Below are 11385 nucleotides of genomic sequence, written 5' to 3'. Positions count from 1 at the left end.
TGACCGAAGGGAACGAAGATGATCCAACTAAATATGGGTGTGCGTTTGAGGCAGGTTGCCGCACTCGGGCTTGCTGCCGGGCTGCTGCTGACCGGCTGCGGCCGGGACAATGCACCCACTAACACTACGGAGACCGGCAAGGCGATCGCGGGCGGTGCCGCTACCGGCACGATCAATGTGTGGGCACAGGGGGGCGAAGCGACGCTGCTTCCCGAGCTTATGAAGGATTTCGAGGCCGAGAACCCTGAGGTGAAGGTCAATGTCACGGCCATCCCCTGGGATGCCGCGCACAACAAGTACCAGACGGCCATCGCCGGAGGTACCACACCGGACCTCGCCCAGATGGGCACCACCTGGATGACCGATTTCAGCGATGCCTTCGATCCAAAGCCGGCCGAGATTGCTACCTCCGGGTTCTTCCCCAGCTCCGTCAAATCAACCGAGGTCAGCGGCGCCACACTAGGTGTGCCGTGGTACGTGGACACCCGGGTCCTCTACTACCGTAAGGACCTGGCCGCGAAGGCGGGATACCCGGAGTTCCCGACTACATGGGACGGCCTGACCTCCATGGCAAAGGCCCTGAAGTCACAGGACGGCGTGAAATACCCACTCCAGCTGCCGGTGTCCGGTGCCGATTCCTTCCAAGGGATGCTTCCGTTCCTGTGGTCAAACGGCGCACAGTTCATCAGCAAGGACAACTCGAAGTGGACCTTTGACACCCCTGAGATCGTGGACGCACTGAAGTACTACCAGAGCTTCTTCACGGAGGGGCTGGCCAACAAGAACCCCGCAACAGGGGCAGGCGCCGGCGAAGCGGCCTTTGCCAACGGCGAATCGCCGGTGATGATCCTGGGGCCGTCCGGCCTCGCCCAGATCAACAAGGCAGGCGGTCCCGGTTTCGAGGACAAGTACATGGTGGCGCCGTTCCCCAAGAAGGTCAGCGGAACCTCCTTCATCGGCGGTTCCGATCTGGTGGTCTTCAAGGACGCCAAGAACCGGGACGGAGCCTGGAAGCTCGCACAGTGGCTGTCCAAGCCGGAAATCCAGATCAAGTGGTACAAGCTGTCGGGGAGTCTCCCCGCTCTGCAGAGTGCATGGAAAGACCCCAGCCTGGCCGATGACAAGAAGCTCGCCGTCTTCGGGGAGCAGCTGAAGGACACCAACTTCCCGCCCACCATCTCCACCTGGACCCAGGTTGCGGCCGCCGCAGACACGCAGCTGGAAAAGATCGTCAAGTCCGGCGAGGACCCCGCGGTGGCGATGAAAGAGCTGCAGGCCACCGCCGATTCCATCGGTACCGGGAAGTAATCATGGCCACCACAACGGCAACGGGGCAGAATGGCAGGACTCCGTCCGCTGGCCTGCCCCGGACGCCGGAATACCGCAGTCCTGCCTCCAGACGCCGCCGTAAAACCCTGGTCGCATGGATGTTCGCCCTGCCGTTCGCCCTCATTTTCGGGCTCTTCATGCTGATGCCTTTACTGTCTTCCTTTGTGATGTCCTTCACGGACTTCACCAGCAAGGATGTCCGGAACCCGTTCGCCGTGGGCTTCGTCGGCCTGGACCAGTTCGCCGCGCTCTTCGGCAACCAGCAGTTCCTTCACTCCATGCTCAACACCGGCTACTTCGTGATCGTCGGGATCCCGTTGACCATGGCAGCGGGACTGGCCCTGGCGGTGGCGCTGAACAACGGGATCACCCGATTCCGGAGCGCCTTCAGGGTCGGCTTCTACACGCCGGTGGTGACCAGCATCGTCGCCATCGCCGTTGTATGGCGGTTCATCCTGCAACCGGACGGGCTTCTGAACCTCATCCTCGGCTGGGTGGGCATCGCGGGGCCGGACTGGCTGAACAGCACCGAATGGGCGATGCCGGCGATGATTCTGATGGCTGTCTGGCGCAATATGGGCACCCTGATGATCATCTTCCTGGCCGGGCTGCAGAACGTCCCCACCGAGGTCCTGGAAGCGGCCGAGGTGGACGGCGCCAATGCCTGGCAACGGTTCTTCACGGTCACCCTCCCGATTCTGCGCCCCACCCTGCTTCTGGGCGCGGTCCTGCTATCGGTCGGGTTCCTGCAGTTCTTCGAGGAGCCGTTCGTGATGACCAAGGGCGGCCCCCTGGACTCCACGCTTTCGGTGAGTTACTTCACCTTCAACCAGTTCGGGTTCGGTAAGTATGGCCTGGCCTCGGCCGCCAGCTACGTGCTGTTCATAGCCATCGCCCTGCTGAGCCTGATCCAGTTCCGTACCCTCCGCTCCAAAGACTGAAGCGAGTACACGATGACCGATACAAAAACCGCTCCCGCGGCGCCGGCTCGCCCGGCACCCCGGCGGGCCGTCACACTCCGCAAGCAGCGCTCCACCATCGGAAAACAGGCTTGGGTTTACGGCGGCCTGGTTCTTGCCGGAGCCGCGACCATACTGCCCTTCGTCTGGATGCTGCTCGGATCCTTCAAAACCCAGGGAGAGCTCCTGCGCAGGCCCGTCACCTGGTGGCCGCAGGACCCCACCCTGGACAACTACGTGCGCTGGTTCACCGATCTGCACATCGACCGCTTCTTCATGAACAGCCTCATTGTTGCTGTCGTCACGGTCCTGGGGAACCTCCTGTTCTGTTCAATGGTGGGCTACGCCCTGGCCAAGATGGACTTCGCCGGCAAGAAGGTCCTGTTCCTGCTGGTGATGGTAACCCTCATGGTTCCCGGCGTCGTGACATTCGTTCCGCTCTTCGTGATGGTCAGCAAGCTGGGCCTGGTCAACACCTACCCGGCGCTGATCCTGCCGTTCCTGGTCTCGCCACTGGGCGTTTTCCTGATGAGGCAGTTCATGATGGGGATACCGGATTCCCTTATCGAGGCGGCCAGGATCGACGGAGCCGGCGAACTGCGGACCTTCGCTAGGATCGTTATGCCCCTTTGCGGGCCGCCGCTGGCAACACTGGGGATCCTCACTTTCCTCGGCTCCTGGAACAACTTCCTGTGGCCACTCGTGGCCGCCCAGAGCGAAGACAAATACACGCTGCCCGTCGCGTTGTCGCTGTTCTCCACCGGTCAGAACGCGACTGACTACGGCCTGCTGCTGGCCGGCTCGGTGCTGGTCATCGCCCCCATCGTGGCCCTGTTTATCGCCCTGCAACGCTTCTTCATCCAGGGAGTAGCCGCGACCGGCATCAAGTAAACCCTTGGGTTCCTGCCCACACCGCGGCTACCCAGCGCACCCAGTTCGGCGGTCTTGGGGTTGGATGAATAATCCAGCAGGATCGTCCATCCAACCCCAAGACCCGGGGCTGACGCGTTCTAGTGAGAAATTGTGAGACCGCTGCGTGGCGGCCTTTGAGCCAACTCCCTTTCGCCGTTGCTCCAACGGGAAACCGCCTCTTCATCCAAGGGCCCGCCCCAAGGGAAATTCGGTGATACTCCACAGTCTTTCCCATCACAGCCCACCTACAAGGAAACGAATGTCATATTCAATTCAACTGTTCACCCTCCGCAACGCCATGCAGGACGACCTTCCCGGCACCATCCGCAAAGTCGCAGAAATCGGCTTCACCCAGGTTGAGCCCTACGACTTCGTGGCCACAGCCAAGCAGCTTGGCGCGGCCCTTGCCGAGAACGGTCTGTCAGCACCTTCCGGCCACGCCCCGCTGATGAGTCAGGATCAGGACGAAATCTTTGAGGCCGCCAAGGAATTGGGCATCGCTACGGTGATTGACCCCTTCCTGCCGGCAGAACACTGGCAAAAAGCCGAGGACATCTACGCCACGGCCGAAAAGCTCAACGCCGCGGCGAAGAAGGGCACCGCGTACGGCATCCGCGTGGGCTACCACAATCACCAGTGGGAACTGGAGTCGATGATCGAGGGCCAGACCGCCCTCGAGTACTTCGCCGGGCTGCTGGACGCGGAGGTTGTCCTGGAGGTGGACGTTTACTGGGCAGCAGTCGGAGGCCAGGATCCCGAAGCCCTCCTCCGGCGCCTCGGTGACCGGGTGAAGTTCATCCATATCAAGGACGGCCCGATAACTGCCGACATCAAAGCCCAGCAACCCGCAGGCCAGGGCCGCATCGCCGTCCTGGATGTCATTAAGGCCGCCGGGTCCCTTGAGGTGGGTGTCGTTGAGTTCGACGACTACTCAGGGGACATCTTCGACGGCATCGCGGAAAGCCTGCGCTACCTCGAGAATGCAGCAGTGAACGCAGGAGAGCTGGCATGAGCGGCGTCGCAAGCGGCAGCGGGCCGGTCGGCGTCGCCGTTATCGGCGCCGGCAACATCAGCAAGCAGTACCTGGACAATTTGACCGTATTCCCTGATCTGAAGGTCCACATAATCGCGGACCTGTTCGAAGAAGCCGCGCAAGCACGGGCGAAGGAGTACGGCATTCCGGAGTTCGGCGGGGTTGACGCGGCGCTTAACCATCCCGACGTCGAAATCATTGTGAACCTGACCATCCCGGCCGCGCACGTGGAAGTGGCAACCGCAGCGGTCCGGGCGGGGAAGCACGTCTGGACCGAGAAGCCGTTTTCGCTGGACCGGGAGTCGGGGCTTGGTCTTCTGAAGGCTGCTGACGCGGCAGGTGTGCGGCTTGGTTGCGCCCCGGATACGTTCCTGGGCGCCGGGCTGCAGACGGCGCGGCGGATCATTGAGCGCGGTGATATCGGCACGCCGCTCACAGCCATGACGACGTTCCAGACACCCGGCCCGGAATCCTGGCACCCCAATCCTGGCTTCCTGTTCCAGTACGGCGCCGGCCCGCTGTTCGACATGGGCCCCTACTACCTGACGGCCCTCGTCCAGACCTTCGGGTCAGTCCGCAGGGTCGCGGCTCTTGGGTCCAAAGCGAAGGACGTGCGCGTGATCGGGTCGGGCCCGAAGGCAGGCGAGGAATTCACCGTCGACGTCCCCACGCACGTCTCCGCGATGGCACAGTTCGACGGCGGGGCATCCTCCCACAGTGTCTTCAGCTTCGAATCCCCGCGGGAACGCATGGGATTCGTGGAGATCACAGGGACGGACGCCACCATTTCCCTTCCTGATCCGAACGAATTCGACGGTGATGTCCGTATCTGGCGGGCTGGCGACGGGGACTGGACCACTGTTCCGGCCACCGGCCCTGCAGACGGCCGCGGTTTGGGCGTGCTGGACATGGCCCGGTCGCTTCGAGCAGGCGTTCCGCACCGCGCTACCGGCGACCTGGCGTACCACGTCCTGGACACCATGGTCTCGATCTCCGAATCCATCGAATCGCGCGCTTTCATAGATGTTGAAAGCTCCGCCCCGGCCTCCGCTGCACTCCCGGAGGACTGGGAACCGTCAGCCCGGACACTCTAGGAGACCTCGCCATGTCAGCAGAACCAAACCCCCAGCTGGAACAGACCCGTCCCCTCGGCGTGGCCATGATTGGGTACGCCTTCATGGGCAAGGTCCATTCGAATGCGTGGCGGAACGTGGGCAGCTTCTTCACCGTCCCGGCCTTCGAGCAAAAGGTCCTGGTGGGCCGGGACGCCGCCCAGGTCGCCGCTGCAGCGTCGACCTACGGCTGGAGCGAATGGACCACCGACTGGCGGGAAGTCATCAGCCGTGAGGACATCGACGTCGTCGACATCTCCGCGCCAGGGTGGATGCACGCCGAGATAGCCATTGCTGCGCTGGAGGCGGGCAAGCATGTCCTCGTGGAGAAACCCCTGGCCAATACCCTGGCCGAAGCCGAAGCAATGGTTGAAGCAGCCCGGGCCGCGCGTGGAAAAGGGGTTCAGTCCATGGTCGGATTCAACTACCGCCGCGTCCCGGCGCTGGCTTTGGCACGGGAACTGATCGCGGAAGGCCGCTTGGGCACCATCCGGCACGTTCGCGCCGCCTACCTGCAGGATTGGCTCTCCGACGCCGAATCGCCCATGACCTGGCGCCTTCGAAAAGACGCGGCAGGCTCCGGTGCACTGGGCGACATCGCCTCCCACGCCATTGACCAGATCGGCTACCTCACGGGGCAAACAGTTCTTGAAGCCTCGGGCGTCCTGCGGACCTTCGTGACACAGCGCCCGGGTCCGTCCGGGTTGGAGGACGTCACGGTGGATGATGCGGCGTGGGCGACCTTCTGGCTCACCGGAGACATGGGAGCCTCTGTCGAAGCGTCACGGGTAGCTACCGGCCAGAAGAACAGCCTCCAGATCGAGGTCTACGGCACCGGCGGAGCACTGACATTCAATCTGGAAAACCTGAATGAGCTGAACTTCCTTGACGCCACCGCCCCTGTCCGGGAGCAGGGATTCCGCCGGATCCTGGTCAACGAACCCGAGCACCCCTATCTGGAGGCCTGGTGGCCCCAGGGACACATCATCGGCTGGGAACACACGTTCACCCACCAGATCCGGGACTTCCTGCTGGCAATCAACTCAGGCGAGGAGCCGTCTCCATCGTTCGAAGAAGGACTCCAGGTGCAACGGGTCCTTGCCGCCGTCGAAGAGTCAGCCAACAACAAAAGCACCGTGATCCCCGTTCATCAATCCGTAGTGGCCGGTTCAGCGTCACAGATGCAAGGAGCCTGACATGTCCCGCCCGTTTACCCTGTTCACCGGCCAGTGGGCCGACCTCCCCTTCGAGGAAGTCGCCAGGCTGGCGTCCGGCTGGGGCTATGACGGCCTAGAAATCGCCGTCTCCGGAGACCACCTGGACGCCTGGCGCTGGGAGGAACCCGGCTACGTCGACTCCAAACTCGCCGTACTGGAGAAATACAACCTCAAGGTCTGGGCCATCTCCAACCACCTCAAGGGCCAGGCCGTCTGCGATGACCCCATCGACTTCCGCCACGAAGCCATCGTCGGATCCAAAGTCTGGGGCGACGGAGACCCCGAAGGCGTCCGGACCCGTGCCGCAGAGGAAATGAAACACACCGCCCGCCTCGCCAAAGCCCTGGGCGTGGACACCGTCGTCGGGTTCACCGGCTCCTCCATCTGGCAGTACGTCGCGATGTTCCCGCCCGTCCCGGAAAAAGTCATCGACGCCGGCTACCAGGACTTCGCGGACCGCTGGAACCCGATCCTGGACGTCTTCGATGACTGCGGCGTCCGCTTCGCCCACGAAGTCCACCCCTCCGAAATCGCCTACGACTACTGGACCACCGTCCGCACCCTCGAAGCGATCGGGCACCGCGAAGCCTTCGGCCTGAACTGGGACCCCTCCCACTTCATGTGGCAGGGCATCGACCCCGTCTCCTTCATCTGGGACTTCAAGGACCGGATCTACCACGTGGACTGCAAGGACACCAAGCTCCGGTTCACCGGCCGGAACACCGTGATGGGCTCCCACCTGCCCTGGGGCGATCCCCGGCGCGGCTGGGACTTCGTCTCCGCCGGGCGCGGTGACGTCCCCTGGGAATCCTCCTTCCGCGCCCTTACCGCCATCGGCTACACCGGACCCATCTCCGTTGAATGGGAAGACGCCGGCATGGACCGCCTCCACGGCGCCCCCGAAGCCCTCGCCGCCCTCAAAAAGTACGACTACCCGGCCTCGCAAACCTCCTTCGACGCCGCCTTCAGCACCAAGGACTAGCAGCGGCGGTACCGGCGCACCAGACGGCCCGGGCCTGACAACTCCAGGGGCACGTACTGCAAAGGATTCGGATCATGATACTGCCGGCCGTCAGAGCAACCCGGGCGCACCACCCTAAGCCAAGCATCGAAGACGTGGCCGCGGCGGCCGGTGTTTCCACGGCCACTGTATCCCGCGCCATCAGGGGTCTTCCCAGAGTCGCCCAACCCACACGGACGAGAATTCTCGAAATCGCCCAAGCCTTGGGCTACGCTGCGTCAGCCTCCGCGGCAGGGCTCGCCACTGGCAAAACACGAAGCATTGGCGTTGTCACTTCCTCCGTTCGCCACCCCGACTACGGCGCAGCTGTTGAAGGTGCCGCGCGGGCACTCCGCGGGCGGGATTACTCCCTTGTTCTGCTGCATCTCCCGGATTCCTCTGCCAGTCCACGGTTCCCTCGAGACCTGAACATGCTCTGCCGACGTGTGGACGCGCTTCTGGTTCTGGGAGCGGCCACCCTGGAAAAGGACGAGATCGATCAACTGCAGCGGAGCGGGATGCCGCACATCGTGATCGGTCTGCACGGCGAGCAGGACGACAGTGACCTGGACGCCGCAACCACCGCAATTCGCCACCTGGTTCAGCTTGGGCACACGGACCTGGCCTTCTTCCATGGCGGACTTGGGGCCCAGTCCCGGAACGGTCTGCTGGCAGCCGTGCGGGAACACCGGACGAGCGCTCTGAACGCTGATGGCCTCAAGCTAAGGGAAGTCCGGATAGAAGATCAGCCCGGGGCGATCCGCAACAGCCGGACCGCGTTCAGCCTTCTATGGGCCGAGCCCGGATCAAAGCCGACCGCCATCGTCTGCGCTTCCGACCAGATTGCTTTGGGCGTGCTGTTGGAAGCCGGGAACGCTGGCCTGAGGATTCCGGAAGACCTGTCCATCATGGGAATTGATGGCCAGGACCTTGGCAAATCACTGGAATTGACGACGGTCATTCGATATTCAACCCGGAGGGCGGCGGAGGGAGCACAAAGTCTCCTCGCCGCCTTGGAAGGTGACCGCAGCGTCACCCACCCGGCACTTTGGTCTCCAGAGCTCATGATCCGGCAGTCAACAGCAGCACCACAAGGAACCGGCCGGCAATCACTGCCGATGCCACAACAGAAAAACAGTAAGAGCGTGTAGGGCTGGTGCCTGGGTCAGTCCACGTTCGCCTCTAGTGCCCAGCGTTGAGCTTGCCTGCCAGCCGCTCCCGCATCTGGATGCTGGCCGAGTTCAGCCCGATCAGCTCCACTTCGCGCCCGTGCCGGCGGTACTTTTCCGTGACGGCATCGAGCACGGCGATGGTGGAGGCGTCCCACAGGTGCGAGGCGTGCAGGTCCACCACCACCCGGCTGATGTCCGGCTCCGCATCCAGGGCATATTCGAACTGGGTGTAGAGGTCGTTGGAGGAGGCAAAGAACAGTTCGCCGTCCACCGTATACGTGGCCACCTTCTCGCCGTTCAGCTCCACCACCGTACGTTCCACCGTGACGAAGTGGGCCACCCGCCGGGCGAACATGGCCATTGCTGCCAGGACTCCCGCGCCCACGCCGATGGCCAGGTTGTGCGTGGCGGACACCACGCCGACGGTGATCAGCATGACTGCGGTCTCGGACTTGGGCATCCGCCGCAGGGTCCGCGGGGCAATGGAGTGCCACTCGAACGTGATGGCGGAGACGAAGATCATTACCGCCACCAGGGCGGCCATGGGGATGAGGCCCACGACGTCGCCCAGCACCACTACGAGGACAAGCAGGAAGACACCGGCGAGGAAGGTGGATACCCGGCTCCGTGCGCCTGAGCCCTTGACGTTGATCATGGTCTGGCCGATCACCGCACAGCCGCCCATGCCACCGAGGAAACCGGTGACGATGTTGGCCACACCCTGGCCCCAGGCTTCGCGGGTCTTGTTGGAACGCGTGTCCGTGACGTCATCCACCAGTTTGGCCGTCAGCAGTGATTCCAGCAGCCCTACCAGCGCCATCGACAGGGAGAAAGGCGCCAGGACCTGGAAGGTCTCCCAAGTCAGCGGGACATGCGGGAAGAACAGTGTGGGCAGGCTCTGCGGCAGCTGGCCCTTGTCCTGGACCGTTGGCACGTCCACCCCTGCCAGGACAGTAAACAGCGTGAGCAGCACAATGGCCACCAGCGGTGAGGGAACCGCCGTCGTGATTCTTGGCAGAGCCACAACAATCACCAGGCCAACGGCCACCAGCGGATAAACCATCCACGGCACGCCGATCAGCTCAGGCAACTGCGCCAGGAACACCAGGATGGCGAGGGCATTGACGAAGCCCACCATCACCGAGCGCGGAATGAACCGCATCAGCCTGGTAACCCCCAGGACGGCCAGCAGGATCTGGAAGACGCCGGCCAGGATCACCGCGGCAATGAGGTAATCCAGGCCGTGGCTGCGCATCAGCGGGGCAATGACCAGTGCTACCGCTCCCGTGGCCGCGGAGATCATGGCCGGCCGTCCGCCCACGAAGGAGATGGTGACAGCCATCGTGAAGGAGGCGAACAGCCCGATCCGCGGATCCACGCCGGCAATCACTGAGAAGGCGATGGCCTCCGGGATCAGCGCCAGCGCCACCACCAGCCCTGCAAGCGCCTCGGTCTTGAGCCGGCGGGGTGAACGGAGGGTGGCCCGGACGGATTGGAGCTGCAAGGGCTGCATGGATCCTATTTCTTGGTCTGGCGGTAGCGATCGATCTGCTTCAGTCGCAGCAGGAGGCTGTCGCGCCGCGGGTGCGGAACGGCGTCGGGCGCCTCGGCGGTGAGGTCGATGTGTTTGGGGCCGTACTGCCAGAGCAGGAGATCATCCAGCAGGCGGTCCGGTCCGGGGGAGTAACGGTGGTCCAGTGCCTTGCGGACCTCGGTGATCCGGTTGGCACTGAGCAGGCCGGCCAGCTGGACGGTCTGGTTGAGGCCATGCGCAGCCATGAGTTCGGCGGCCCAGCCCCAGTCATCATCCACTTTACGGTCCACGTGCGGGAGCAGGGTACGCCAGACGTCCCGGATCCTGTTAGGGGTGAGCGGCGCAGCGCCTTCACCCTCCATATCCCAGTAGCTGCGGACTTCCTCGTAGCGTTCGTGCAGGTCCGCGAAGGCGCTTTCAACTGTTTCCAGCATGGCGGCAGTGGCGGTGAACTGCCGGTCGAAATGCGGTGTCCAGGCGCGGGGGTCCTCGGCCTTGAACCGGATATCGTGCTCGATCTCGCTCCACGCATGCGCGAAAACAGTGCGGATCTGGCATTCGAAGAAATAGCTGCCGTTGGGCTGGACATCCGGATTGAAGACCTGCTGGTACTCCTTGACGGCCTCGTTCTGGATGGTCCGCAGGATGAGGTGGCGGCTGGAGTAGCCGTAGGTACCGGACTCGATGGAACCGATGTCCTTCTCCCGGTCCCCGCGGCAGTCAAAGACCTGGCGCTGGCGCTTGATGAGGTTTGCCACGGACGCATTCTCGGCCGGAAGCTTGGTGATGACCCGGACGCCAACCATGTCATTGAGCGTGCGAAACGGGTCCGGAAACTTCAGCGCCGGCGGTCCGCCCGGCTCCAGCGGTTCCTCGATGCGGGAGATCTTCTCCCGGAACGATTCCACCGACTTGGTCCGGCCGGTGACAAACAGGGGAGTGACCTCGGTATCCTTGAGCATGTCGCGGAGGATATGGAGGACATCCTTGGTGACCAGCTTCAGGGCAGGGCGGACGCGCTCGTACAGCTCCACGTTTTCCTGCACGGATCCCCGGAGGCTGACGTCCAGGCTGTCCCAGTTACTCGGCATGGTCCCAGCTTACGGCGGAGGTCTGA

Annotated in this window: 10 protein-coding genes; 8 read left to right on the top strand and 2 right to left on the bottom strand. The window is 63.4% G+C overall.

All coding sequences use genetic code 11. The features are described 5' to 3' along the window. The first annotated feature begins 18 nt into the window (after window positions 1–18). The 8 genes from QFZ40_RS19130 (at window position 19) to QFZ40_RS19095 (ending at window position 8713) form a co-directional block, all read left to right on the top strand. A complete protein-coding gene (locus QFZ40_RS19130) occupies window positions 19–1308 on the top strand; it encodes a sugar ABC transporter substrate-binding protein (RefSeq protein WP_306906335.1) in 1290 nt (429 codons plus the stop codon). Between the two features lie 2 nt (window positions 1309–1310). Beyond that, on the top strand, window positions 1311–2270 hold the full coding sequence (locus tag QFZ40_RS19125) for a carbohydrate ABC transporter permease (RefSeq protein WP_373427451.1): 960 nt from the start codon (window positions 1311–1313) through the stop codon (window positions 2268–2270). Between the two features lie 12 nt (window positions 2271–2282). Further along, window positions 2283–3179 (top strand): carbohydrate ABC transporter permease, encoded by an 897-nt coding sequence (locus QFZ40_RS19120; protein ID WP_306906334.1) that lies wholly within the window; start codon window positions 2283–2285, stop codon window positions 3177–3179. 280 nt (window positions 3180–3459) lie between these two features. Then, entirely contained in the window at window positions 3460–4212 is a 753-nt protein-coding gene (locus tag QFZ40_RS19115; RefSeq protein WP_306906333.1) for a sugar phosphate isomerase/epimerase family protein, read from the top strand. After that, a complete protein-coding gene (locus QFZ40_RS19110; RefSeq protein ID WP_306906332.1) occupies window positions 4209–5327 on the top strand; it encodes a Gfo/Idh/MocA family protein in 1119 nt (372 codons plus the stop codon). Before QFZ40_RS19115 ends, QFZ40_RS19110 begins: the two co-directional genes overlap by 4 nt. An 11-nt stretch (window positions 5328–5338) precedes the next feature. Then, window positions 5339–6541, top strand: coding sequence for a Gfo/Idh/MocA family protein (locus tag QFZ40_RS19105; RefSeq protein ID WP_306906331.1), 1203 nt, complete (start codon window positions 5339–5341; stop codon window positions 6539–6541). A 1-nt stretch (window position 6542) separates the two neighbouring features. After that, complete coding sequence (locus tag QFZ40_RS19100; RefSeq protein WP_306906330.1) at window positions 6543–7544, top strand: sugar phosphate isomerase/epimerase family protein; 1002 nt, start codon at window positions 6543–6545, stop codon at window positions 7542–7544. Window positions 7545–7618: 74 nt separating this feature from the next. After that, entirely contained in the window at window positions 7619–8713 is a 1095-nt protein-coding gene (locus QFZ40_RS19095; RefSeq protein ID WP_306906328.1) for a LacI family DNA-binding transcriptional regulator, read from the top strand. Between the two features lie 31 nt (window positions 8714–8744). On the opposite strand, the gene QFZ40_RS19090 is transcribed toward QFZ40_RS19095, so the two are convergent. Both QFZ40_RS19090 and QFZ40_RS19085 read right to left on the bottom strand, forming a co-directional pair. Further along, window positions 8745–10247: a SulP family inorganic anion transporter gene (locus QFZ40_RS19090; protein ID WP_306906325.1), complete on the bottom strand. Its 1503-nt coding sequence runs from the start codon at window positions 10245–10247 to the stop codon at window positions 8745–8747. A gap of 5 nt (window positions 10248–10252) precedes the next feature. After that, the gene (locus QFZ40_RS19085) at window positions 10253–11359 is read right to left on the bottom strand and encodes a GTP pyrophosphokinase (RefSeq protein WP_306906323.1); all 1107 of its coding nucleotides are present in this window, start codon (window positions 11357–11359) and stop codon (window positions 10253–10255) included. Between the last annotated feature and the right edge of the window lie 26 nt (window positions 11360–11385).

The organism is Arthrobacter pascens, assembly GCF_030816475.1.
Lineage (GTDB): Bacteria > Actinomycetota > Actinomycetes > Actinomycetales > Micrococcaceae > Arthrobacter > Arthrobacter pascens_B.
The sequence above is the reverse complement of the archived record's forward strand: the minus strand, read 5'-3'. Positions and strand labels throughout refer to the sequence as shown.

Excerpts from the sequence above, each read along its gene's own strand:
- QFZ40_RS19110 (WP_306906332.1), top strand. The coding sequence starts at position 4,209 with ATGAGCGGCGTCGCAAGCGGCAGCGGGCCGGTCGGCGTCGCCGTTATC.
- QFZ40_RS19115 (WP_306906333.1), top strand. The coding sequence starts at position 3,460 with ATGTCATATTCAATTCAACTGTTCACCCTCCGCAACGCCATGCAGGAC.
- QFZ40_RS19085 (WP_306906323.1), bottom strand. The coding sequence starts at position 11,359 with ATGCCGAGTAACTGGGACAGCCTGGACGTCAGCCTCCGGGGATCCGTG.
- QFZ40_RS19090 (WP_306906325.1), bottom strand. The coding sequence starts at position 10,247 with ATGCAGCCCTTGCAGCTCCAATCCGTCCGGGCCACCCTCCGTTCACCC.
- QFZ40_RS19120 (WP_306906334.1), top strand. The coding sequence starts at position 2,283 with ATGACCGATACAAAAACCGCTCCCGCGGCGCCGGCTCGCCCGGCACCC.
- QFZ40_RS19130 (WP_306906335.1), top strand. The coding sequence starts at position 19 with ATGATCCAACTAAATATGGGTGTGCGTTTGAGGCAGGTTGCCGCACTC.
- QFZ40_RS19095 (WP_306906328.1), top strand. The coding sequence starts at position 7,619 with ATGATACTGCCGGCCGTCAGAGCAACCCGGGCGCACCACCCTAAGCCA.
- QFZ40_RS19105 (WP_306906331.1), top strand. The coding sequence starts at position 5,339 with ATGTCAGCAGAACCAAACCCCCAGCTGGAACAGACCCGTCCCCTCGGC.
- QFZ40_RS19125 (WP_373427451.1), top strand. The coding sequence starts at position 1,311 with ATGGCCACCACAACGGCAACGGGGCAGAATGGCAGGACTCCGTCCGCT.
- QFZ40_RS19100 (WP_306906330.1), top strand. The coding sequence starts at position 6,543 with ATGTCCCGCCCGTTTACCCTGTTCACCGGCCAGTGGGCCGACCTCCCC.